Source organism: Cohnella nanjingensis (genome assembly GCF_014212125.1).
Taxonomy (GTDB): Bacteria; Bacillota; Bacilli; order Paenibacillales; family Paenibacillaceae; genus Cohnella; species Cohnella nanjingensis.
In genome coordinates, this window is sequence record NZ_JACJVP010000004.1 from 1 (window position 1) to 24944 (window position 24944).

General features: G+C 55.3%; 22 protein-coding genes. 7 read left to right on the top strand and 15 right to left on the bottom strand.

Features of this window, described 5'->3' with window-relative positions; translation table 11 throughout:
• Positions 1–261 precede the first annotated feature (261 nt).
• From H7C19_RS03010 to aepX, 3 genes are read right to left on the bottom strand one after another with little or no spacing between them, the layout of a single operon-like run.
• Entirely contained in the window at positions 262–1380 is a 1119-nt protein-coding gene (locus H7C19_RS03010; protein WP_185141100.1) for a 2-aminoethylphosphonate aminotransferase, read from the bottom strand.
• A 19-nt stretch (positions 1381–1399) separates the two neighbouring features.
• A complete protein-coding gene (gene aepY / locus H7C19_RS03015; RefSeq protein ID WP_185141260.1) occupies positions 1400–2530 on the bottom strand; it encodes a phosphonopyruvate decarboxylase in 1131 nt (376 codons plus the stop codon).
• Positions 2530–3420 (bottom strand): phosphoenolpyruvate mutase, encoded by an 891-nt coding sequence (gene aepX, locus H7C19_RS03020; RefSeq protein WP_185141101.1) that lies wholly within the window; start codon positions 3418–3420, stop codon positions 2530–2532. Before aepX ends, aepY begins: the two co-directional genes overlap by 1 nt.
• 329 nt (positions 3421–3749) lie before the next feature.
• On the opposite strand from aepX, the gene H7C19_RS03025 reads away from it, so the two are divergent.
• From H7C19_RS03025 to H7C19_RS03050, 6 genes are all read left to right on the top strand, one after another.
• Positions 3750–4748, top strand: a complete 999-nt coding sequence (locus H7C19_RS03025; RefSeq protein WP_221469012.1) for a phosphotransferase — start codon at positions 3750–3752, stop codon at positions 4746–4748.
• A gap of 55 nt (positions 4749–4803) precedes the next feature.
• Positions 4804–5634, top strand: coding sequence for a phosphotransferase (locus H7C19_RS03030; protein ID WP_221469013.1), 831 nt, complete (start codon positions 4804–4806; stop codon positions 5632–5634).
• A gap of 17 nt (positions 5635–5651) precedes the next feature.
• Positions 5652–6392, top strand: a complete 741-nt coding sequence (locus tag H7C19_RS03035) for a YheC/YheD family protein (protein WP_185141104.1) — start codon at positions 5652–5654, stop codon at positions 6390–6392.
• Positions 6393–6563: 171 nt separating this feature from the next.
• Positions 6564–7727 (top strand): KamA family radical SAM protein, encoded by a 1164-nt coding sequence (locus tag H7C19_RS03040; protein WP_185141105.1) that lies wholly within the window; start codon positions 6564–6566, stop codon positions 7725–7727.
• 309 nt (positions 7728–8036) lie between these two features.
• Positions 8037–8864, top strand: coding sequence for a YheC/YheD family protein (locus H7C19_RS03045; RefSeq protein WP_185141106.1), 828 nt, complete (start codon positions 8037–8039; stop codon positions 8862–8864).
• Between the two features lie 48 nt (positions 8865–8912).
• The gene (locus H7C19_RS03050; RefSeq protein ID WP_185141107.1) at positions 8913–9668 is read left to right on the top strand and encodes a YheC/YheD family protein; all 756 of its coding nucleotides are present in this window, start codon (positions 8913–8915) and stop codon (positions 9666–9668) included.
• Positions 9669–9732: 64 nt separating this feature from the next.
• Here the strand turns inward: H7C19_RS03050 and glnA are convergent, their stop codons facing one another.
• The 12 genes from glnA to liaF all read right to left on the bottom strand — a co-directional run bounded on the left by glnA (position 9733) and on the right by liaF (position 22768).
• Positions 9733–11157, bottom strand: a complete 1425-nt coding sequence (gene glnA, locus H7C19_RS03055) for a type I glutamate--ammonia ligase (protein ID WP_185141108.1) — start codon at positions 11155–11157, stop codon at positions 9733–9735.
• A 318-nt stretch (positions 11158–11475) separates the two neighbouring features.
• Positions 11476–12486 (bottom strand): LLM class flavin-dependent oxidoreductase, encoded by a 1011-nt coding sequence (locus tag H7C19_RS03060; protein ID WP_185141109.1) that lies wholly within the window; start codon positions 12484–12486, stop codon positions 11476–11478.
• Between the two features lie 189 nt (positions 12487–12675).
• A complete protein-coding gene (gene aroF / locus H7C19_RS03065; RefSeq protein WP_185141110.1) occupies positions 12676–13737 on the bottom strand; it encodes a 3-deoxy-7-phosphoheptulonate synthase in 1062 nt (353 codons plus the stop codon).
• 142 nt (positions 13738–13879) lie between these two features.
• A complete protein-coding gene (locus tag H7C19_RS03070) occupies positions 13880–14383 on the bottom strand; it encodes a DUF2062 domain-containing protein (protein WP_185141111.1) in 504 nt (167 codons plus the stop codon).
• 47 nt (positions 14384–14430) lie between these two features.
• Complete coding sequence (locus H7C19_RS03075; RefSeq protein ID WP_185141112.1) at positions 14431–15378, bottom strand: 4-hydroxy-3-methylbut-2-enyl diphosphate reductase; 948 nt, start codon at positions 15376–15378, stop codon at positions 14431–14433.
• 33 nt (positions 15379–15411) lie between these two features.
• The gene (locus H7C19_RS03080; RefSeq protein ID WP_185141113.1) at positions 15412–16977 is read right to left on the bottom strand and encodes a sensor histidine kinase; all 1566 of its coding nucleotides are present in this window, start codon (positions 16975–16977) and stop codon (positions 15412–15414) included.
• A 3-nt stretch (positions 16978–16980) separates the two neighbouring features.
• Positions 16981–17667: a response regulator transcription factor gene (locus tag H7C19_RS03085; protein ID WP_185141114.1), complete on the bottom strand. Its 687-nt coding sequence runs from the start codon at positions 17665–17667 to the stop codon at positions 16981–16983.
• A gap of 90 nt (positions 17668–17757) precedes the next feature.
• Entirely contained in the window at positions 17758–19365 is a 1608-nt protein-coding gene (locus tag H7C19_RS03090) for a S1C family serine protease (RefSeq protein ID WP_185141115.1), read from the bottom strand.
• 170 nt (positions 19366–19535) lie between these two features.
• Complete coding sequence (locus H7C19_RS03095) at positions 19536–19949, bottom strand: YugN family protein (protein ID WP_185141116.1); 414 nt, start codon at positions 19947–19949, stop codon at positions 19536–19538.
• A 50-nt stretch (positions 19950–19999) separates the two neighbouring features.
• Positions 20000–20674, bottom strand: coding sequence for a response regulator (locus H7C19_RS03100; protein WP_185141117.1), 675 nt, complete (start codon positions 20672–20674; stop codon positions 20000–20002).
• Positions 20675–21730, bottom strand: coding sequence for a sensor histidine kinase (locus H7C19_RS03105; RefSeq protein ID WP_246469281.1), 1056 nt, complete (start codon positions 21728–21730; stop codon positions 20675–20677).
• Between the two features lie 6 nt (positions 21731–21736).
• Positions 21737–22768 (bottom strand): cell wall-active antibiotics response protein LiaF, encoded by a 1032-nt coding sequence (gene liaF, locus H7C19_RS03110; protein ID WP_185141118.1) that lies wholly within the window; start codon positions 22766–22768, stop codon positions 21737–21739.
• A gap of 260 nt (positions 22769–23028) precedes the next feature.
• On the opposite strand from liaF, the gene H7C19_RS03115 reads away from it, so the two are divergent.
• Entirely contained in the window at positions 23029–24306 is a 1278-nt protein-coding gene (locus H7C19_RS03115; protein WP_185141119.1) for an ammonium transporter, read from the top strand.
• Positions 24307–24944: the final 638 nt, after the last annotated feature.

Genomic DNA, 24944 nt, shown 5'->3' on the forward strand with positions numbered 1-24944 from the left:
CTCCGCGGCGACCGCCGCGGAGAGCGCAGCCGGCGCGGCTGCGGCGACCGCCGACGCCGCGCCGGCCTGGACCGCGGACGCGGTCACGCTCTTCCGCTCGCACCTGGGCCGGCGGCCCAGCTACGAGCGCGTCGGCACGTTCCCGCTCGGCGCGCCCTCCTAAGGGCGCGCTCCCCAAACCCGCACGCGCGTTCGCTCAATAGCCGTAAGCTTGCGACGCGTTCTTCGCGAATTTCGTCTGGCCTTGATACGCGGACATGATCACTTCTCTCGTACAAACCCGATGCTTCTGAGATACACTTGGAGCAATGCCAAGAATAACGCAATATCTTTAGGCGTGATATCCCCGATATTAGCTATCCTGAACGTATTCAACCTGTCGAGTTTGCCGGGGTAGATCATAATGCCTTGCTTGTAAAAGTAATCGTGCATCGTTTGAAAATGATAGCCGGCACAATCGGGTTCGATAATAGAGGTAATGATTTTGGAGTGATGTTTCTCCGGAACGAGGTGGGTTAATCCCAACTCTCTAATTCCGTTTATCAGCGCTTCCCACGACGATGTATACCTCTTATATCGTTTTGCAACCCCTTCTTGTTTCAGTTCGTCGAGGGCTTGTTTTAAGGCGTATAACGTTTGGACGGGAGGCGTAAACCGCATTTGATTACGTTTTGAAAAATGGATGTATTGCGCGTACAAATTCAAGTAAAAGTTCCTCGGTTGCGCATCCTTTAACTTGTCTAATTTGGATCTATTCGCTATGACGAAGGATACGCCTGCCATTCCTTGAAGGTTTTTGTTGGAGCTGGAGGCCAGATAGGCAATGTTCATTTCGTTCATACGTATGGGTATGGCGCCGAATGAACTCATCGCATCGACAATAAGGTCGATGGCATGCTGCTTGCATATTTCGCCGATTGCGTTAACGTCGTTTAAAAGCCCCGTTGTCGTCTCATGATGAACGACGGCGAGATGGCTGATCGCCCGGGTCGAAGAGCGGATATATTTTTCCAAGGCGACTAAATCGATGGTATCCTCCGGAGAACTGTTAAATTCCATGTAATTCAGCCCATAAACCGATGCGATCTCGCACATCCGTTTTCCATATGCACCGTTATTAACGATAAGCACGGCATCTTTACCCGGGATTGAGCTTATCATGGATTCAACCGCCGCAGTGCCGGAACCGGCAAATAACACCGTGGCATAATGCTCAGGATCTGCGACTAATCTGGTAAGTTCGTTGCAAATATACCGCATAACCTCGCCAAATTCCTCTTCACGGGGGCAAATATCCGGTACCACCTGCGACATTTTTACGCTATCCGTGGTCGTAGCTGGACCAGGAGTAAGCAGGATGTTTCGGTGTATTGCCCTCATAAATCTCCTTCTTTCTATCTCATGGGTTGTTTATAAACGCATGCAGTCTTTTTTTTACCTCGTGAGGTTTGATATGGGGGCGAGTAAGCTGATCTTTCGATTGTTTATCGATTTTGAGATAGATGAAAGTCAGCCCTTTTGATTGTTTCCATTCTTTCAACGATGCTTCCAACTCTTCCAAACTGTGCGTGTATAGCGATTTGGCATAACCGCAAGAGGCAGCTATCTCAATAAAATCGATATGATGAGATACGGTGCTTTGTCCCCCTGTCGATTCATGCGCATTGTTGTCAAGCAAAATATGAACCATATTCGGCGGATGATAATAACCGTTCGTCGCCAAGCTTCCCATACGCATTAGCAAAGAACCGTCTCCGTCGATCACGACGATATCCTTTTTCGGTTGGCTTAGCGCCAGTCCAAGTCCGAGGGAACTGATGCAGCCCATGGAACCTACCATATATAGGTTGTTTTCGGCATCTTCGATTTCATACAATTCTCGACCGGTTTTTCCGGTTGTGGCGAGTTGAACGGTATGGCAGTCTTTCAAAGCATTGATCGCCTTTAAAGCCGCAAAACGCGTGGGCATTTGAATGTTCGCATGACGCTTCCTTTTGTCCCGATTCGAATGAACGGCGGCGTGCTGCTTACGCAACGGCTCGTCTTTAAATGTATCTTTTTTGACGACAAAGAAAAAAGACCTGCCTTTTGAAATACAATCGGCTGCCTGAATCACTTGTCGTGCGGCTTCCTCCACATGGTTGCTGAGATACTGCCATTCCACCTGCATCAGTTCCAACAGCTGTGTCGTAATCCGCCCCATCAGCATATGCTGCGGCTCATCAGGCATCCCCGGTTCGCCGCGCAGACTTACAAAACCAAGCAGAGGAATTTGAAACGGATAAGTAAGAGAAGTTAACGGCGAAACGGCATTCGTCAAACCCGAATTTTGCATCAGTACGACGGGTTTCTTACCGCCAATAGACGCACCGGATGCTATGGCAACGGCTTCGCCTTCATTAGCGGCTGCTACATAATCGCATTCGTTGATTGCATAATTAATTAAACTTTTTAAATAGGAGCACGGAACGCCGCTGAAGAACGTAAACCCCATTTTTTTCAACGTTTTTCCAAACAGCCCTGCGTCCATCATAAACGTGGATCCTTCAAAAAAGGGAGATATCTTTGTTCGGCTAACTTAAGCTCTTCCGCGTCTTGAAGCCTGAATACCTCTTCGAGCGGAGCGACGCTGCCTTCAACCCGGAGAAGGTTTGCGTCCTGAAGAATTTGGCTGGATATTCTTTGCATGGCTTCGATCGATGCCCTCAAATTATGGTTAGCCCAAATGACGAGGCTAACTCCGAGCTCCTGAAGCCGGGAGGTAGGCGTTTTGTAGTAAGTGGTAGGGACAACAACGATGGGCAACCTGTCCCCCCACTCTTTCATGAATGACTCAATTTCGGAAATATCCGATCTCTTGCTGTGTATGAGTATAGCATCGGCACCAGACTGCCGATAATGCTCCGCGCGTTTGAAAGCCTCCTCTTGACCGCGACCTGTTATAAACGCTTCTACTCGCGCCACGACCACGAAATCTTCGTCCATTTGCGCATCTTTCATGGATTTGATTTTCCCGCAAAATTCATCAATGTCTGCTAAAGGCTGGGACTCCGCATTAATGAATGAATTTGTTTTGGGGAACATTTTATCTTCAATGCATACCCCGGCGATTTGACGCTGCTCCAGCTTTTTGACCAATCTTCTGGCATTGTTGAAGTTTCCATACCCCGTATCCCCATCGAGCAAAATAGGAATCGAAGTTGCATCGCTCATAAATTCCAGGACATCCATGACCTGCGTCCAGGAAGCCTCATTATTATCCCGTACTCCCATGGCTGCGGACATCGATAAACCGCTGGCCCAAATGCCTTTAAAACCGCTTTCTTGAACGATTTTAGCCGAAAGTCCGTTATGAGCTTCCATGATAAACGCCATTTTTTTCGATTGTATCAGTTGCCTGAGCATCCATGTTTTTTTCATTCTTGTCCTCCTTCGTTTTCATGATGGTACGGAATCAGAATTGCGGCACTAGGCAGGACTGGGGTAGGACAATGCTTCCGTATAGGGTCCATCATATGAGATTGCCGACCGCGTGGCTCAAGTGTTTGTCTCGAATACATGCAATATAGGCGTGAAGAAGTACGCCAAGTAAGAGCGGATATAACCAATGCAGGTATAAACCCAATTATCATTCGCGTATTCGCGTTTCATTGCAGTGTTTCATATAGTGTTTAAGCGATTACCGTGCGAAGTTGGAGGGGAGCGTCGTGTTCCGCTCAAGATCGAAACGGCGATTAAGGTCCATTTTAATGGAGTATGGTTTGCGTAATCATCGTATTTACGCTCATCCTTCTGTCTACAAAAAAATCGCCGCATATCGCGTAATGACGGAAAAAGAATCGTTTTGTCTTAAACCTTATGGCGGTATGCGGAGGCAACTGCAGCGTGTTTGCAGCCGGACCGAACGGTTAAGAAAGCTAGGCTTTACAGGCATTCCACAATGGCTGCCTTCAAAAAAGGGAACATACTGGATCACAAAAAACAGACGACATTATTATGTGACGGAGTGGATAGACGGTTCTCATTTAGGCGGGAAGGAAGAGGATTATGCACGGCTCGGCGAAGCGCTTGCACGGCTGCATCTTATTTCTAACCGGCAGTCACCTGTAATGCCGTCTATTGCAATGAAAGAAATCAACCGTCTCCGCTTTCAGCACATGGCGTTTGTCACTCATTTACGGTCGCTGAAAAAACAAAGGAATGAATTCGGCCAATGGTTTAAGGAGCAGGGGCAGCAATGCCTTTCACTAGCCGAGGAGTCGTGGAGCGTCCTTAGCCAGCCGAAAGTAAAGCGGATATTTCAGCAATATCAACCTTCGCTTATCCACGGAGACGTAACAAGGCAGAACGTTATTATACATCCCAACGGATTATATCTAGTAGATTGGGAAGCGGTAAGGTGGGGTTGCGCTTATTATGAACTCGCCAAAACGCTTAGCAATGTAACCGATTATTCGGAGCCTCTTATGAAGGCGCTCCTGGCCGGTTATGAGGAACACAAACCGCTAACGCGGACAGAACGTTTCATCGTCGCATGCCTCTATCGTTTGCCGAGAGAAGCATGGTATTCCGCTCGACAAATCCATGACGGCAAACGTGCATCGGCATTCAACGTGCTTACGGAGACTTGGTCGAAGCGATTGGAAATGATTCGAGGGTTAGACGCGTGGGCAGCACAACAGCGGGAAATGCCGCTAAGCATTACGAATACGGAGGGATCTGCCGTTGTCGTTAGCGGGGCATATTGAGACTCTGTATCCTTTGACGATCACAAGGATAAAGAAAGTGCGTGATGTTCAGAGAATGCTGACGTCGGACGGCCGTGCTCTTTGCTGCAAAACTTATAACTTCCCCGATAGCGAGGTTGATTTCATTGCCGATATCCTGATTCAACTTGTAGAGTCGGGTTTCCCCTACGGTCCCAGAATCGTCGCGACAAGGGATCGGAGATTATGGGCCAAAAGAAATGACAAACCGGTTATGGTTACCAATTGGATCAAAGGAAGGTCGCCGAATTTCGAAACGCCATCCGAATGGAAACAAGCGATCAGGACGCTGGCATCCTTCCATCGGTATGCGCAATTCCCCATCCTTCGCGAGGTACCGGCGGGAAGGGAGCGATATACGACGTTGACAAGCGTCATCGCCGATTATCGTACTACGCTGCAACATGTTCAAGACATTCCTGTGCATGCGTTCATCTTTCTCTGCGACGAAGCGACACGCTATCTCGGCGAACCGAAGAGCATGGAAGCCGTCAAATGCGAGGCGGCCGTGCGCGCATGGGTACATGGCGACTATAACTATCCGAATTTGATTCTGGATCGGAAAGGCTTCATGCGTCTGATCGATTTTGAGAACACTTCGCTGCAGGCGAGAATGACGGACCTTGCCCATATCTTGCATCGAAATGCAGCCTGGGACTGTGATGAACTGCTGCGTTGGATCGATTATTACGACCGTTTTCGCCCGTTGAGCGCAGAGGATCGATTTTTACTGTACGCATTGCTGCACGTCCCTTACCCGCTGGTTCGAGCCATTCGTTCAAAGATAAGTAGAGACAAATGGATAAGCACGATGCCTCCGGGCAGAAAGATCGATCAATATATCAGCGGATTACGAAAAATCATTTAGAAAATGGAGTTGAGGTTATGAAACATACCATTGTTCGAAGCAAAATGAAAAAGGGAAAAATATTGATGAATGATCCTATTTTGAAGCATTACGTACCTGCAACACACAGGTTTCGCTCATCCAGAATCAAAAGGATGTTGCGAAGTTATTCTACGCTATACATTAAGCCGGATGTAGGCCGCAAAGGCAATGGCGTGATAAGGGTTAGCAAGTTGAATGATGGCGATGTCGAGATTTCCGATAATCAAACAACCGTTCGGTGCTCGAAGGAAACTGCCGTTGCGAATATAAAGAAGAAGCTTAAATCGAAAAAAAAATATCTCATTCAACGCGGGATATCGTTGGCAACCTACCATGGACGACCGTTCGACGTGCGGGTCGTATTGCAAAAACCTTTGAACCGGTGGACGCTTTCCCTGATGAGCGCCAAAGTCGCTCCTAAATCGTCCTCCGTCGTTACCAATGTATCAAAGGGAGCACTGGACGTGGAAGTTGTCAAGGCGCTGCAAAATGCCGATCAACGCTTGAACGCCGTCAGAGTGATGCGGGATTTGATAGACGTGTCCTATCAAATTGCGCAGCGGCTTGGGTCCCGTTTTCCCCTTAAAATCATCGGATTGGACATGGGAATTGATAAGAAGGGGAACGTATGGTTTATCGAGGCGAATACGAAGCCGGATTGCATAGGCTTGGAGCATCTGGACCGGAAGCTTTATCGAAGATATCGCCGCGCGAAAAGGATGCTGGCTAGAAGATGAATTTCCGCCTGATTAACGCGGGTTTACGAAAAAAACGCGAGGTTTTTTTTCGGCTATTCCGCACCAGCCAACACTTGTCACGCCTTCGGCGCATTTCTTAGGGTATTAAATGTCTCGAAAGGATGATGAGCTTGAAAACGCAAGAGGAGACATTAACAGGAGGTAGTAGCCTTGCCGGTTAAATATCTTACGGATATTGCGAGCCTTCCTCAATTGACCGAAAGCGAGAAAGCTTCTTTACGTCAAGTCATCGATAAATTCGTTTTTCGACTTAACGATTATTATTTACAGCTTATTGATTGGTCGGATCCGGACGATCCCATCCGACGGCTGGTTATTCCCAACACGAATGAGTTGGCGGAATATGGCCGATGGGACGCTTCGGATGAAGACACAAACTATGTCGTTAAAGGTTGTCAGCATAAATACAAAACGACGGCATTGCTGCTCGTTTCGGAGGTCTGCGGATCTTATTGCCGGTTTTGTTTTCGCAAACGATTGTTTCGAGACGATGTACAGGAAGCCATGCCGGATGTTCAACAGGGTCTTACGTACATTGCGCAGCATGCCGAGATTAACAACGTCCTGCTCACGGGAGGAGATCCCCTGATCTTATCCACGAAGAAATTGAGCGGCATCATCGAAAGCCTGCGAGCGATGGAACATATTCAGATTATTCGAATCGGAACGAAAATGCCTTTGTTTAATCCCATGAGAATTTATGAGGACGAAGGCCTGCTTGCGCTTATTCGCAAGCACTCCACGGCACAGAAACGGATTTATATTATGGCTCATGTAAATCATCCAAGAGAAATCACTGCCGAGGCCAGAGCTTGCTTTCAAGCTTTACACGATGCTGGAGCGGTCGTGGTCAATCAAACGCCGATTCTTAAGGGCATCAACGACGACCCTGCGATACTTGGCGAATTGCTGGATAAGTTATCCTGGGCAGGCGTCACCCCTTACTACTTTTTCATAAACAGGCCCGTTGCGGGGAATCGCGGATTCGTCCTCAGTCTGGAAGAAGCTTATCGCCTCGTAGAAGGAGCGAAGTCAAGAACGTCCGGGCTGGGTAAACGCGTAAAGCTCTGTATGAGCCACACCTCGGGAAAGATTGAAATACTGGCAATCGAGAACGGCAAGGCTTATCTGAAATATCACCAGTCAAGAGACGATGAGTTCGGCAAGTTTATGATTCTGGATTGCCCGAAAGAAGCCTCCTGGTTTGACGAACTTCCAGGTAACGAAAAGTACTGGACAAAACCGGGCAAAAAAACGGCCGACGTGATCTCCGTTAATGAATTGCCTGACATCCCGCGTAAAAACGAAAAATGAAATGATAACGGAATAAGAAGAAACTGGACGAAGGGGTGACTGCATTTGCGTTCGAGATTATTCTCAGGCAGGAAACCGATTGTTAGCGTAATCCTGGGAAACACTTTTGTTAAAACGACGGGAGTTAGAGGACTTGTCGCCGCCAATCGAATAGCAAGAACCAGGCTCAACTTCTTTACGACGAAGGATGTAGACTATAGACGAAAACGAATAAGGGGAACCTATTACGATCGTCGGAAGAAACGCTGGAGAAGGAAGTATTTCCCATTCCCTGACGTGCTCTATGTACGCGGAGGTTCAGGAGCCAAAGTGGAACGCATTGCAGAACGATTCGACAAAATGGGCATTCCAAGAATCAACTCTTTAATCGCCTTCGACAAAGGCGATCTATTCGAAAGGTTGTCCCTCGATGAGGATATTAGACCGTATTTGCCGTTTACCAGAACCATTCGCAACTTGAGCGAAGCCAGAAGATATATACGAAGCATTGGGAATGTCTATATCAAAGCACGCCGCGGCAGACGCGGCATGCAGGTGATGCAGGTTACCAAAGTGAAGCATAGAGGATATCGATACAGACACTCCTATTTAGGAAGTTTGGTCCGCGATAGAGCTGAGCACTTCAGAGATATGCGGATCGTATTGAGGCGATATTTTGGCTCCAGAAGGGTTATCATTCAAGAGGCAATCGATATCGTGAAAGCCGATCATAATCGCGCTGTGGATTTTCGCGGCGAAGTGCAGCGAAACGGAAAAGGCGAAATCGAGATCGTTGCGATACCGATTCGGGTGGGGAAAAGGAATTCGCCGATATCGACCCATGGCGAGGCTTATCGATTCGAATATTATTTACCGAAGCTGTTTCCCCATTACAGCGAAGAGCAAATCGAGGAATTGAAAAATCAAATACACGATTTTCTCGTCAAAATGTATAATAGCGTCGAAGAAAATTATGGGCATTTCGGAGAAATCGGCGTTGATTTTGGCGTAGATCGAAATGGAAACATTCGGCTTATAGAAGCCAATGCGCAGTCCGCCAAAGTATCGATCGGTAAAGCATACGATTCGAGAACGGTTAGAAAGATCTATTTAAATCCGCTACTATACGCCAAAAAGCTGGCAAAACGCAGGAGATAAGGTACAGTACTTGACGCAGGATGGGGGCGGACGAAAGGCGGATGATCGATGGAAATATCGATAAGACGCAACAAGTACATCAAATACAGATTTATGAGACAGTCCCGCAAGTTGCGCCGGCATTTGCCGAAAACGGAAATATTCACAAAAGATAAATTATCGGAATTTTTAGAAGCCTATCGCGACGTTATCGTGAAACCGATCGACGGAAAGCGCGGACTCGGCGTGATCCGTATTACCGCCTCTGGCCTTATGGAGTACGAGATGCATTGGGAAGATAAAAAAAAAACAATAGATGACGCCGATGAGTTATTCGAGAAAGTGAGCGATTCAATTGGCAGCCGTAACTACATTATACAACGGCGGATTCCCCTTGCCTCTGTCCATGGGCGCCCTTTTGATATACGAGTTATCGTACAGCGCAGAGATAAAGCCGATCCATGGCAGGTGACTGGCAAAGTCGCCAAAGTTGCAGGCGATGGCTATATCGTCACGAATAATGAGAGGAGCAATGGAACCGTATTGCCTCTGCGCACCGCGATTGGAGAGTCCGAGTTGAAACACATGTCTCGATCCTCCCTGCTACACACCATCGATAAGGTGGCGGTGCGGGCATCAGAAAAACTTTGCAAATTATATACCGATCAATATATATTCGGATTCGATATGGGACTAGATCGATACGGCGACGTATGGATCATTGAAGCGAATTTAAGTCCCATGCTAACCCATTTCAAAAAACTGAAGGATCAGCGCATGTTCAGGCGAATTCTCCGCGAAGAGCGTTATCGTATAAGGGACTGAAGGGTGCCGAATCCATCGCAGACAACAAAAAAGCTCCCTCGCGGGAGCTTTTCTACATTCGCTATTAGCAGTCGAAGTACAGGCCGTACTCGTAAGGATGAACGCGGATGGAGACCGCCTTGGCTTCTTGGCGTTTGAAGGCCACGTAGTTGTCGATGAACTCCTTCGTGAAGACGCCGCCTTCGGTCAAGAATTCGAAGTCCGCTTCCAGTGCGTCCAACGCTTCGTCCAGGGTGCCCGGTACGCTGCGGATTTCTTTCTTCTCTTCGTCGGACAGCTCGTAGATGTTCGTGTCGAACGGTCCATAGCCGAGTGCCGTCGGGTCGATCTTGCGCTTGATGCCGTCAAGACCAGCCATCAGCATCGCTGCGAACGCGAGGTACGGGTTCGCCGTGGAGTCCGGCGTACGGAACTCGATGCGGCAGCCCTTCGGCGTAACCGCCGCAACCGGGATACGAACGGCTGCGGAACGGTTGCCTTTGGAGTAAACCAGGTTAACCGGCGCTTCGTAGCCAGGAACGAGACGTTTGAACGAGTTCGTGGACGGGTTCGTGATCGCGATCAGAGCCGGCGCATGGTGCAGAATGCCGCCGATGTAGTGGAGCGCCATTTGGCTCAGGTTCGCGTAGCCGCCTTTTTCGTAGAACAGCGGTTCGCCTTCGTTGAAGATCGATTGGTGAACGTGCATCCCGGAGCCGTTGTCGCCGAAGAGCGGCTTCGGCATGAACGTGGCGACTTTGCCGTATTGGCGAGCCACGTTGTGCACGATGTATTTGTATTTGAGCAGGTTGTCGGCAGTCGTCGTCAGCGTGTCGAAGCGGAAGTTGATCTCCGCTTGGCCAGCCGTCGCTACTTCGTGATGGTGACGCTCGACGCGCAGGCCGGATTCTTGCATCAGGCGGACCATCTCGCTGCGGATGTCTTGTTGGGAGTCGACCGGAGCAACCGGCACGTAGCCGCCTTTGACGCCGACTTTGAAGCCGAGGTTGCCGCCTTCTTCCTTGCGGTTCGTGTTCCAAGCCGCTTCTTCGGAATCGACGAAGAAGGAGGAGGCGTTCATGGTGCTCTCATAACGCACGTCGTCGAAGATGAAGAATTCGGATTCCGGAGCGAAGAAAGCAGCCGTGCCCACGCCGGATTTTTGGAGGAACTCTTCAGCCTTGTGCGCGATCGAACGCGGGTCGCGCTCGTAGCGTTCGCCGTCCGGCGTATGAATGTTGCTCATCACGATCAGGGTAGCATGAGCCGTGAACGGATCGACATAGACCGATTCGGTGTCCGGCATCATGACCATATCGGATTCTTCGATGCCGCGGAAGCCCGGGATCGAGGAACCGTCGAAAGCGACGCCGTTAACGAACGTATCGGCTTCCACTTCGGTAGCAGGCAGGGTGATGTGGTGCGCGCGACCGGACAGGTCGACAAAACGGAAATCAACGAATTCAATGTTTTTTTCCTTAATCAGATCCAGGACTTGTTGTGCAGACATTTCGAATTTCCTCCCCATTTCCGAACATTAGATCTTAATAAATGCACGATCGTTCAACTTTTCAGCTTTACTCTGTCGTTATTATAAAATCAGGCTCTAGCGAGCGTCAATACTTATGTAAGGTATTTTTTGTGGAAGTGTGAGGTATGTTGACACTTTCATCATTCCTTCACAATTGCGTGCGGGCAAAAGAAAAACGCGTCGCGCCGACGCATTTTCAAGGTTCCGCATAGGGTGAAAAACGGCATGCGATTTGTGCCGAAATTTGTCGATTGGACGATTTCTTGGGGGATTCCGCCAAAAGCGTCTTTGGCGCCATTAACGAATGAACAGCCTCGCCAACCGTTCATAGGACCGAAGGCGGCGATCCGCCCGCGACATCATGCACGTGACGATCACTTCGTCCGCGCCGTAGCTGCGCGCGAACGCGGGCAAAAGCCTCGCGACCGTAGCAGGACCGCCGACGATCATGCGGCTGCGGTTGTCCGCGATGCGGGCCCGGTCCCAAGCCGAGTAGGCATAACGCTCCGCCTCTTCGTCGGACGGCACCGCGCGGTTGAATTCGCCCTGCTCCAGGTACAGGAGGCGAAGATCGAGCGCGCGCGCTTCCCGCTCCGCCTCTTCGTCGTCCTCCCCGCACAGCACGAATACGCATACGGCCACGCCGGGCTTGCCGCCCAGGGGCCCGGGCCGGTAATGCCGAAGATAGTCCCGCACCGCGCTTTGCCCGCCATGCCCGTTGATGAAGTGCGCGAAGGCGAAACGCGCCCCCAGCTTCGCCGCTACGGTCGCGCTGTAGCCGCTCGAACCCAGCATCCAGACATCCGGGACGGTCGGCACATCCGGCGTCGCGCTGAGGCCCGCGAGCGGGTGCTCCGTCTCCAGGGGCGTCCCGGTGCCGACGAACGACCCGAGCTCCGTCAGGCTGCGCTCGAACGCTTCTTCCCGCTCCTTGCCGGAGGATCTGCCCAGCGCCTGCGACACGAGCGGCATGCCTCCCGGCGCCCGGCCGATCCCGAGATCGACGCGGCCCGGGTAGAGGCCCTCGAGCAGGCGGAAGTTCTCCGCGACCTTGTACGGGCTGTAGTGCGGCAGCAGCACGCCGCCCGACCCGATGCGGATGCGCGAAGTGTGCGCGCCGATGGCGGCCAGCAGCACCTCCGGCGAGGAGCCCGCGAGCCCTTTGGCGTTGTGGTGCTCCGATACCCAGAACCGCGTATAGCCGAGCCGGTCGGCTCCCTGCGCCAGCGCCAGGGTATGCCGCAGCGCCTCGGCAGCCCCCTCGCCCGTCAGGACGGGCGACTGGTCCAGTATGCCAAGCTTCAGCATCCTGCCCACCTCCTCCCCCTATCATACGCATCCAGGCGGCGTTGGAATGCAAGCAAGTAAAAACGGCTTTGCCGTCTTCTCGAAAGAGGGCAACGCGTTATTATCGGAGGTCGCGCAGAAATGGAGAGGCGTGAAACGTTATAAATGCTGTACGACTAAAAAGGGCCTGCCGCGGCAGGCCCTTCGTCATTACTTGATCCAGGTCTCGAACGCTTCGGCCGGCTGTTTCTCGGTGTCGAACCGCTTGCCGAGCAGCGGCGACAGCTGCTCCAGCTCCTTCAGCAGCTTCGCGAATTGGTCCGGGAACAACGACTGGACGCCGTCGCCCGTCGCCGAATTGTCCGGGTCCGTATGCATCTCGATGATCAATCCGTTCGCGCCGGCAGCTACCGACGCCTTCGTCATCGTCTCGACGAGCTCCCGGCGGCCGGTCGCGTGGCTCGGGTCGGCGATGACCGGCAGATGGGACAGCTGCTGGACGACCGGAATGGCCGCGAGGTCGAACGTGTTGCGCGTGTAGGTCTCGAACGTGCGGATCCCGCGCTCGCAGAGCATGACGTTCGGGTTGCCGCCGGCCAGGATGTACTCGGCCGCGTTCAGCCACTCGTCGTACGTCGCGCTGAAGCCGCGCTTCAGGAGGACCGGGTTCTTGATCGTGCCGAGCTTGCGGAGCAGATCGAAGTTCTGCATGTTGCGCGTGCCGACTTGCATGATGTCGGCATATTCGGCGCAGACGTCGACGAACTCGGGCGCCATCACTTCGGTGATCGTGAGCAGCCCGTACTTCTCCCCGGCATCCTTCATCCACTTGAGACCTTCGACGCCGATGCCCTGGAAGCTGTACGGGCCCGTGCGCGGCTTGAACGCGCCGCCGCGCAGCACTTGACCGCCGGCCGCCTTGACGAGACGCGCGATCTCGTCGATCTGCTCGGGCGTCTCGACCGCGCACGGTCCGCCCATGACGACGAGGTTGTCGCCGCCGATCTTCACGCCCTTCACTTCGATGATCGTGTCGTCCGGATGGAAGTCGCGGCTCGCGAGCTTATAGGACTTCGAGATCTTGATGACGTTCTCCACGCCCTGCATGGAGCGGATATGTTCGGCGAGATGCGGGTCCGCCTTGCCGATGATGCCGATAACGGTGCGATCGGTGCCGCGCGAGACGTGCGCTTGCACGCCGCTCTTCTCGATATGGTCGACGATCTCCGCGATGCGTTCTTCTGCGATATGAGGGGAAGTAATGACGATCATGATTGCACGCTCCTTATTGATATGCGCTTCGGACGGACGCCCATTCGCATCAACGCTTATCCGCTTCGACGCTTATACGCTTTTAAGCACTAAAGTAAATATAAAGGAAAAAGCGCCGGATGTCAATGACCATCCAGCGCACTTATTCCAGCACCGTGCCCGCTTCCAGTTTGGCTTTGCGAATCTTCCGCTTCTCCCGCCGCTTGCGCTTGAACGTTTCGACGCTGTACCAGATGGGGAAGAAGAACAGAAGTCCGAGCGCCAGTCCGTCGATCATCCCGCCCACGATCATCTTCAGGTTGAAGAGCAGGAAGTGGTTGATCTTCTCCGGCAGGAACGGGATCTCGATGGAGAAGTTCCTGGGCAGAACGGCGCCGCCGACGATCTTGTTCGGGATCGACATCGGGATGTAGATCAGCTTGCCGAAGACAAAGCCGATCAACGCGGCAGCAAGACTCCCTCGCAGCAGGAAGATCAGAGGGAAGATCAGGACGAACGACGTGCCGTAAGTCGGCAGATTGAACATCTCGACGAACAAGCCGACGGCGAAGCCCATGGCGATCGAATAGGCGCCGCCTTTGGCGCGAAGCAGCTTCACGTACTGGTATTTGAGATAACGCGGAAACTTCCGAATGCGTTGTACCATGGCGCGCTCCTTTCATGCAGTCGACGGCGCCATCTAGACTGCCTGGCTTATACCGATTTCTCCCGGACCGTCGGGAGCAGTTTATTCATGTTGACCGTCCGGCGCATCTCCCAAGTATCCGGGTTGGCGGCATCGTACTGCTCCAGATACTGGATGACTTCCTTCGTCAACGGCGTCGGCGTGGACGCGCCCGAAGTGACCGCGACCCGTTCGATGCCTTCGAACCATTCGCGGCGAAGCTCGGAGACGTCCGATACCCGATACGCCGGCACCCCGGAGATCTCCTCCGCGACCTGGGCCAGCCGGTTCGAATTGTTGCTCCTGGGATCGCCCACCACGATGCACAGCTGAGCGGCCCCCGCCTGCTCCGCGACCGCTTCCTGCCGCACCTGGGTGGCCAGACAGATCTCGTTGTGGATCTCCGCCGTGGGGAAGGCCTTGAGCAGCTCCGATATGAGGTGCTTAATGTCCCACTGCGACATCGTGGTCTGGTTCGTTATGATGATACGGTCGGCGTCCAGCGACAGTTTCAAAATATCTGCGTCGGTCTCGACGAGATGCACCCGATCCGGCGCGATGCCGACCGCTCCTTCCGGTTCGGGGTGTCCCTTCTTGCCGATGTAGATGACGTCGTACCCCTCCGCCGTCTTCTCGCGGATGAGGTCGTGCGTCTTCGTGACGTCCGGACAGGTGGCGTCGACCGTCGTGAGCCCCTTCTCCCGCGCGCGCTTGCGCACCTCCGGGGATACCCCGTGCGCGGTGAAGATCACGGTGCCGGATTCGATCTGCTCCAGAATCTCCAAGCGATCGGCTCCGTCCAGCGTGATGATGCCTTCCTTCTTAAATGATTCCGTGACGTGGCTGTTATGCACGATCATGCCCAAAATATAAATAGGACGCGGCAGATCCAGGTTTCGCGCCGTCTGCAGCGCTAACACCATGGCATCCACCACGCCGTAGCAATACCCGCGAGGGGAAATTTTTACGACTTCCATCATCAAGCGCCTGCTTTCCCGCCCGGTTGTTCGTTAAGCTTGATCCCGTTGGGGAGTCGTCGGGCGTGCCGTCGCCTCTATTATATCGTATTCCTCCCTCGGAGAAAAGTCGACGGGAAGCCATAGCGTAAACCGGCTTCCTCCTTCCGGCTGGGACGTCACTTCGAGCTTGGCCCGGTGCATGTCCGCGATCCATTTCGCGATGGACAGGCCGAGCCCCGTGCCCGCCGTCTGCCCGCGGGAGACGTCCGCCCGGTAGAACCGGTCGAAGATATGCGGGATCTCTTCTTCGGCGAGGCCGATGCCCGTATCCGCGATCGACAGGCCGACGCGATCGTCCAGGCGGATCGCCTCCAGCCGCACCTCGCCCGCCGGGGTATACTTGAACCCGTTCTCGATGAGGATGAACAGCAGCTGCAGCAGATAGTCCCGGTTGCCCACGACCCATACGCCCTTCAGCGCCTCCAGCGAGCCGACGACCCATTCCGCCCGGCGCGGCAGGAAGTTCGCCCGGCGAGCCGCCTCTTCCGCGAGCGGAAGCAGGGGCAGCCGTTCCTTGTCCATGACGTATCCCGCGTCCGCGCGGGCGAGCGACAGCAGATCGTTGACCAGCCGGCTCATCCGGCGGGCTTCGTCCGCGATGTCGTGGATCGCCTCCTTGGACATCTCTTCGCGCTCCTGCGCGGTGAGCTTGGATCTGGCCGGCGCCGCGTCTCCCTCGTGCGTCCCGTCCGTGAGCAGCAGCTGCGGCTGCGCCCAGATTTTCTCCAGCAGGTCCACGTTGCCCCGGATCGTCGTTAGCGGCGTCCGAAGCTCGTGCGAAGCGTCGGATACGAACCGCCGCTGCGCGGTATTGGACTCCTCGAGATCGTTATAGGCCAGCTCGACCCGACCCAACATATGATTGAGCGTCCGCGTCAAGCGGCCGATCTCGTCTTGGCTCTCGCCGGGGATGCGGAGCTTGAGGTCGGAGCCGATCTGGATCTTCTCCGCCGCCTCCGTCACCCGCTCGATCGGCCGCAGCGCCTTGCGCGCGAGGAACAAGCCCAAGGCGAAGGCGAGGGCCAGACCCGCGAGTCCCGCCGTCCAGAGGATCGTACGCATCTGCCCGAAGTACTCTTGCTCCTTGCCCGTATAGGTGCCTACCTGAAGCAGACCGACCAGCTGCCCGGTTCCTTCCAGTACGAGCGGCGTCTCGTAGATGAGGAAAGGCAGGCCCGCTACGTCCTCCGAGATGTATTTGGTCGTCACTTTGTTGGCTTCCGGGAAAGCGAAAGTAATCTCCTGGCTGCCGACGTTGCCTCTCAGAATCGGACTTTTATAGTAAACCGTTCCTTTGACGTCCTGGGAATAGCTGACGACCTGAATGCCGATGATCGCGTCGAACGCGTACGTTCTTCCCAGATTCAGTTCTCCGGAGATCGGGTTTGCCGTAAGCACGCGAGATTGAAGGATCTTGCTCGCCTCCAGCGAGAGGCGGTCCTTGAGCTGTCCCATCGTATTCTGATACACGACCGTATATAAGATCAATCCGAAGGCCACCAATGCCGCGGCCAGCAGTCCGGAATACCATAAAGTCAGGCGAAGCCGAATCGACATGGACTAGCTTTCCCCTTTCAGGACGTAGCCTGCGCCGCGAACGGTCTGAATCAGACGCTTGCCGCCTTGCTCCTCCAGCTTCTGCCGCAGCATGGCTACGTACACTTCGAGCACGTTGGATTCTCCGCTGTAGTCGTACCCCCAGATGCGCTCCATGATCTGGTCGCGGGACAGCACCCGCTTCGGATTTTGCATGAACAAGTGCAGCAGGTCGAACTCTTTGGCCGTCAGCTCGATACGCTTGTCCTGGCGGATGGCCTCGCGGCCGTCCACGTCCAGGACGAGATCCTCGTAGCGCAGCCGGTTGTTCTCCTCGGCTTGGTCCGGCCGGCGCCGCAGGAGCGCGCGCACGCGCGCCATCAGCTCCTCGAGGGCGAACGGCTTCACCAGATAATCGTCGGCGCCGATGTCGAGCCCTTTGACCCGATCCTGCACGTCGTCCTTCGCCGTCAGCATGAGCACCGGCGCGCTGACGCCGGCGGCGCGGAGGCGTCTGCACACTTCCCAGCCGTCCAGCTGAGGCATCATGACGTCCAGGATGACCAGATCCATTTGCCTCCCGGCCAAGATGTGGAGCCCTTCCTGCCCGTTCGGCGCAGTCGTCACTTCATAGCCTTCGAATGCCAAGCTGCGTCTCAGCAGCGAAGTAATCTTGTCGTCGTCGTCGATTACGATAATATGCGGTCTCATCACGGCCCCCCGTTATTTAGAACAAGGGGGCAGCCTTGGCGACTGCCCCCGTGTCCGGACTCATTCGGTTGTTGGATCGATCGATGCTGCTTATTGCTGCTGCTGCTGTTGCTGCGATTGCTGCTCGTAGTCGTTCTTGTTGCCGATCTTTACGGTGAGTTCGAGGCTCTTGCCGTCCCGGTAGACGTCGAGCTTCACTTCGTCGCCGACGTTTTTCTTCTGGATGGCGGCGATCAGTTCTTCCTTCGTGTTATACTTCTTGCCGTCCATGCCGAGTATGACGTCGTATTGGCGAATGTCCGCTTTGTACGCCGGGGATCCGTAGAGAATGCTGTTCACGAGCGAACCGTTCGTATCCTTCAGTCCCAGTTGCTTCGCTGCGCCAGCGGTCACGTCGGCGAGCGTCGCGCCGATGAACGGAGACGGCTTCGTCGGAATCTTCGTATTGGTCTTCAGGTTCTCCAGCACTTCGGTAATCGTGCTCGTCGGGATGGCGAACCCGATTCCTTGGGCCTGGGAGCTGACGGCCGTGTTGATGCCGATGACTTCGCCGTTCAGGTTGATGAGCGGCCCGCCGGAGTTGCCGGGATTAATCGAAGCGTCCGTCTGCAGCAGATGCTGGTAATTGCGCGTGCCGTCGGTGTCTTGAATGCTGATCTCGCGTTCGTTCGAGCTCAGGACGCCGACCGTTACCGTATGGTCGAAGCCGTACGGGTTGCCGATCGCGACGACCCAGTCGCCCATGTTCGCGCTGCCGGAATCGCCGAGCTTCAGCGTCGGGAAGTCGCTGCCCTCGATCTTCAATACGGCAAGGTCGAGATCGTAGCTGGAGCCGAGCAGCTTCGCGGTGTATTTCTCCTGATGGCCGGTGACCGTGACTTTGATCTCGTCGGCGCCGTTAATGACATGCTGGTTCGTCAGAATATAGCCCGTCGAGTCGAAGATGAATCCGGAACCCATGCCCTCTTCCTGCAGCGCGCCGTCTTGGCCGTTGCTGCCGTTACCCTGGCCGCCTTGTCCGCCTTGACCGTCGTCGCCGAAGAACTGGCGGAAGAACGGATTGTCGTCCCAAGGGCTGCTGCTGCGGGAAGACGCCTTGACGAAGGTCTCGATCTTGACGACCGCCGGGCTCGCTTGCTCGAAGATCTTCGCGATGTTGTTCGGGCGAACGACGTCCGTCGTGTTGCTGACGGGCTTCACGCCGCTGTCTTGGCTAGCGGAAGCGGCGGGCACGATAGATTCTAGCGCCTTTGAGGAGAACCAATCGTAACGGTCCGAGGCGAACATCAGGCCGCCGACCGCGACGACCCCGACCATGAAGGCCGCGAACATCGCGCGGAACGAGGTGCGCTTCGGCGGCTTGGGCGCTTCCCAGTTCCGTCCGCCGCCGGATACGGTGAAGGGCCGGTACTCGCGGGTCGCCGTAGGGACGACCTCGGTTCTCGCATCCGGCGCGTCCCCGCTCGAGAATTCATCGGCGCGCTCCGTGCGCTGCGGGCCGAATGTATAAGGCTCGGTGTCTCTGCGCGCGGCTCCGTAGGGATCCTGACGGTTCGCGTCGTAGCCGGATTCGTTGTCCGACGCCGCGTAGCCGTTCGTTTCCGTTTGGTCGGCCGCGTCGGATTTCTTCGGTTCGTTCTGTTCGCCATATCGGAAACCGAAGAAATCTTCTTCCGGTTTTTTGTGCTGATCGTCCATTTGTAGTTCCTCCTCCAACCGCCTCGTTCGCTGCGGTTAATCTTTGCTTGACTCCATATTCGCCTAGTAACCTTAAAACAATCTTAAACCGAAATGAAGCCGAAGTAAAAGATGTTTCCAAGCAGATGCGGCGCCCCCCGGATGACCGGAGGGCGCTGCGTCGGGAAAAGTCACGCCGGATAGATGCGTTCGACCTCGTTCAGCCGTTTACGCGCGTCTTCCAGCCAATGGCGTTCGATCTCCGCATCCGGGCGGGACGGCGCGGCGAACTGGTCGAACATGCCGCCGAAGGTGCGGGGCTGCGCATCTTGATCCAGATTTTCTTCGTAGACGTGCTTAAGTACGTAAGGCTCGCCGAAGCGGATCTTGGCGTCCGTCTCTTCGGCGTCGACGTCGAGATTGCCGTTCGTCACCGTGAAGGGCAGCCGAAGCCAGACTTTGTGCGCCTCGTCGAGCGCGCAATCGAACGATCCGTGGTCGTAATCCCAGTTCCCGCCGAGCGTGAAGCCGTGATCGGCCAAGCGGAGGCGCGCCTGCGTGAACTGGCCTTCCTGCGCGGTCAGGCTGGATGGTAACGAGAGCATGCGATTCCACCTTTTTATTTCTAGGTTACCCAGTCGCCTTCCACTTTAACCTACGCGCGCGCCCAACCCTTCCGGTGGGCGAAGATCGCCAGCTGCGTTCGGTCGTCGACTTCGCATTTCATCAGAAGATTGCTCACGTGCGTCTTTACCGTTTTAATGCTGATATGCAATTCGTCGCCGATTTCTTTGTTCGACTTGCCTTCGGCGATCAGGAGGAGCACTTCGCGCTCCCGCTCCGTCAAGCCTTCGTCCTCGCTCTGCGCGGACCGGCGGCGCAGACCGCGCGTCAGCGCTTGCGAGACGTCGCCGCTCATGACGGGCATGCTACGCAGCGCGCCCTGCATCGCGTAGACCAGCTCGTCCGCGGAGACCGTCTTCAGCACGTAGCTGACGGCGCCCGCTTCGATCGCTTCGACGACTTTGTCATCCTCCAGAAAGCTTGTGAGGATGATGATCCTAAGGTCGGGGAAGCGCTCCAGCAGCGCGCGCGTCGTCTGGACGCCGTCCATCTCCGGCATCATCAGGTCCATGAGAACCAGCTGCGGCATGCGCCCGTCAAAGCCGCCGGCGCCGAGCCGCGCCAACGCGTCCTTGCCGCTGGAGGCTTCGCCGATCACCTCGAATCGGGAATCCAGCATCAGATAAGTTCGTATGCCCGCCCGCACCATCTCGTGATCGTCCACGATGAGCACGGGGCAGGGGTTAACCGCGCCCAATCCGTCCATTTAGTCCGCTCTCTCCTTTGGCTGATTGCTGTCTTGTCCGGCGGGTGCGAACTTCGGGAACGCGACGCGCACGCGCGTGCCGGATCCCGGTTTCGTCAAGATCTCCGCTTCTCCGCCCAGCTTCTGCGCCCGTTCGCGCATCGTGGACAACCCGTAGGTCCCGGCCTTCGTCCGATCGGCGCTGAAGCCCGTCCCGTCGTCGTCCAGCGCCATGGTCACTTGACGGTCCGTCTCGCCCAGGATCAGCCGGACTTCCTTGGCTTCGGCATGCTTGACCACGTTCGCCATCGCTTCTTGAATAATGAGGAACAATTGATGCTCCATCGCTTCGGCCAGTCTGCCGGACACCTGCAGGTCCAGCGTCCCTTGAAGTCCGTTCTGCCGGCAATAATCGGGGAACCACCGATCCAAAGCCTCGGTCAGCGTCCGTCCCTGCAGCTCCATCGGCCGAAGCTGGGCGATGAGTCCTCTCATTTGCCGCTGCGCGGACGACGACATGTCGATCAGCTGGCGCATGACTTTGTCCGCTTCGGCCGCATTCCGCTGCACCAGCATCGGAAGCGCCGAAGCGGACATATGAATGGCGAACAGCTGCTGGCTCACCGTGTCGTGCAGATCGCGCGCGAGCCTCCGGCGTTCTTCCAGCACTGCGGCCTCGTGCGACGGCGCTTCCTCGTTAATGTCCCGCTCGCCGAGCTGCTGCAGCAGCTTCAGGCGACCCTCCAAGCCGTTCAGCATGCTGTTGAAGTCGCTGTATGCCTGTCCGAACGCGTCTCCCTTCAGGTCGGGAAGCCGCGAGCTCCAGTTGCCGGCCGCAGCCTGCTTCATGGCCAGCTGCAGCTGATCGATTCTGCGTTGGGTTCGTCTGCCGAGCATATAGGCCAGTATGATATCCGTGACCAGAAAGGCGCTTCCCCACGTGTACCACCATTCCGGATCGGGCGCTTTGCCCGCGCCGGACATCCATCCCGTATAGACGATCGCGAACAAGATGACCGTCGAGAAGCCCGAGAAAACGGCCCATTCCCATTTGCTGTTGCGTACAAGCCTCATCATCTTCGTTTAGCCTACTTTCGTTACGCGTACATCCCCGATAAACGTGTTCACGATGAGGACGACCTGCCGGTCCGTATCCGGGAAGCTCGGCGTCTCCACGGCCATCTGGTTAAAAATGCCGCCGCGGTGCTGCTCCAACACTTTGACGTCGCCGATCAGGCAGCTCGACACGACGCGGATGCCGATGGAGAAGTCGTTCGGCACGAAAACTTTGACGTCGCCGATGAAGGAAGAGACATAGATTCGCGTCTCGCCCGCCGGAATCTGAGCGCGGGTCAGATCGATCGTCGTGTCCCCGATAAAGTGGGAGAGGCTCATCGGCTTCAATTCCCAGTAGTCATGGCCGATATGGAGGTCCCCGATGAAGCGGCTGTGGCCTTCGCGCTGGCCGCCCCATTTGTGCCCGGGCATCCGATGATAGTCCTTCCACATCCGTTCCGCTTCTTGTCTGACCTTTTGGCGATACGATTGGGGATCGTTCGGGCGATAATCGTTCGGGCCGCTTTGCCCGTTCGGCTGCGGCGGCACGGAGCCGTCCGGACCCGGAGCCGACGGTTCCCCGAACGCGTTCGGATGATCGTAAGGCGCGGGCGGCGGCGGCGGCGGATAATTCGGCTCCGGCGGTTTGGGGGGCGTATACGGCGGCGTCACCGCGTCCCAGCCCTTCGTCTCCCAAGACTTGCCTTTCCGATCCGGCTTGTGCCGCGCGCCTCTGGTCACGAGCATGATGCCGAAGAAAATCATAATAAACGGTACGGCAACCCGGATCAGGTCTCCGAACTCCCAGTCGAACCATTCCAGATTGCGTCCCAAGAAAAAGACCCCGACCAGCACCACGATCGGATTCCACCAATAGCCGCCCTGCCGCTGCAGGAGCAAACCTTGGACGCCGACCAGGATAATGATGACCGGCCAGAAATTTTTGAATAGGTCTCCGATGTCGATCGTGATCGTTCCCGTTTGATTCAAAAAGTATATGACACCGATTCCGATCAGGACGATGCCCCAGAAGATGCGGTGCAATACGGACTGCTGCATAGCGATTCCCCCGTCTTTTCCAAGTTGTTACAAACCCATTATATCGGAAAACCCCACTCTCCCATAGCGGCGTCGGAAGGAGCTGCGTCTCGGTCTCTAGACCGAGTCCATACATGTCATCTTATGTCACATATCTCGTTGACATAGGTGACTTCACACTATATAATGAGTGCGGATTTTCATTTTAGATGTGAGATTTACACAAAGAAAAGCTCATTTCATGCAGATTTAGCGTTGGTTATCAACAGGAGGTAATCTATATGACGTTAGCGGATCTGTCGAGCGGGATCGACACGGTGTGGGTCGTGCTGACCGCCGCGATGATCTTGCTTATGGAAGGCGGATTCGCCTTGCTGGAAGCGGGGTTTGTCCGGCAAAAAAACGCGGTGAGCATTATTATGAAAGTGTTCGTCGATATCTCGTTCGGCGCCCTGCTCTTCTATCTGGTCGGCTTCGCCTTCATGCACGGCAAAGACGTAGGCGGGCTCATCGGATGGTCCGGCTTCACGATGGGAGGAGACCTAACGCATCTGTCGCTGAACATTTCGACCGATACGTTCTGGCTGTTCCAGTGCGCGTTCGTCATCGCCGTCATCTCCATCGTGTCCGGCGCGGTGGCCGAGCGCATTCATTTCCGCGCATACATCGTGTACACCATCCTCATGACCGGCCTGATCTACCCGATCTACGGCCACTGGATCTGGTCGTCCTCCGGCTGGCTCGCCAAGCTGGGGATGATCGACTTCGCCGGCTCCGCCGCCATTCACGCACTGGGCGGTTTCGCCGCGCTGGCCGCCGCGCTATTCCTCGGACCGCGACTCGGGCGCTTCGGCGAAGACGGCAAGACGAACATCGTCCCGCCGTCCAACCTTCCGCTTGCCTCCGTAGGCGCCTTCATCCTCTGGTTCGGCTGGTTCGGCTTTAACGCGGGCAGCACGCTGAGCGCGACGAACCCGAACATCGGGCACATCGCCGTCACGACGCTGCTCGCCTCCGCGGCCGGATGCGCGGCATGCATCCTGTTCACGATGCTGCGCTATCGCAAAGCCGATCCGCCGATGGTCATCAACGGCGCCCTCGCCGGCCTCGTCGGCATCACGGCGGGCTGCGCGTACGTCTCGGACGCCGTCGCCATACTGATCGGCGCGGTATCCGGCATCGCGATGGTCCTTGCCAGCGAATGGCTCGAAGGCCGCCGCGTGGACGATCCCGTCGGGGCATTCGCCGTTCACGGCGTCAGCGGAAGCATCGGCACGCTAGCCGTCGGCCTCTTCGCAATGCCGGGCACAGCCGCCTACAGCGGCCTGTTCTACGGCGGCGGGTGGCACCTGCTGGGCGTCCAGGCGCTCGGCCTCGTCGTCGTCGCCGTCTGGGGTTTTGCGTTGACCTGGATCGCCTTCCGACTCATCAACGCCTGGCGTCCGGTCCGCGTCTCCAAAGACGAGGAGCTTGTCGGCCTCGACGTCGGCATCCACGGCGTCCCCGCCTACAGCCAGGAGCACGACTTCTTGGACATCGAACAGCTGCGCAAGCGGTGATGCCTGTCGCAAACCATTCTATTAAACGCGGTCCCTATGGTCTATGGGGGCGCGTTTTTTATTGCGCAAATTCCGGTTTGCCTCTAAATCACGTCTGTCACAACTTCGCGTTTTCGCGTTATCCCCCTCGCTCAGGACACCCCAATCTCGATCAGATCATCTCAATCCCTTGCCGACATTTAGGCGATATCCCCTTCACTCAGGACACCTCGTTCACACGTCGCCATTCGTACGATATCCCCTTTGATCAGGACTCTCCGGTCTCATGCCGCCATTCGTACGATATCCCCTTCACTCAGGACACCTCGTTTTCACTTCGCCATTCGTACAATATCCCCTTCGATCAGGACATCTCGTTCACACGTCGCCATTCGTACGATATCCCCTTTGATCAGGACTCTCCGGTCTCATGCCGCCATGTACGCAATATCCCCTTCGATCAGGACAATCTGCCCCCAAGCTACTTTCGCCCGGGTCCATTCTTTTCCTGAGTAAAGGGGATATCGTGTAAAGACAAATAAAAGAGCGCTGCCCCAAGCCGGCAATACACACCTTATCGTTGGACAATCTCGCCTCGAGCGATCACCTCAGCCCATAGATTCGCACGCTAGCAACCTACAGTGCTTGCGTAACGAAGA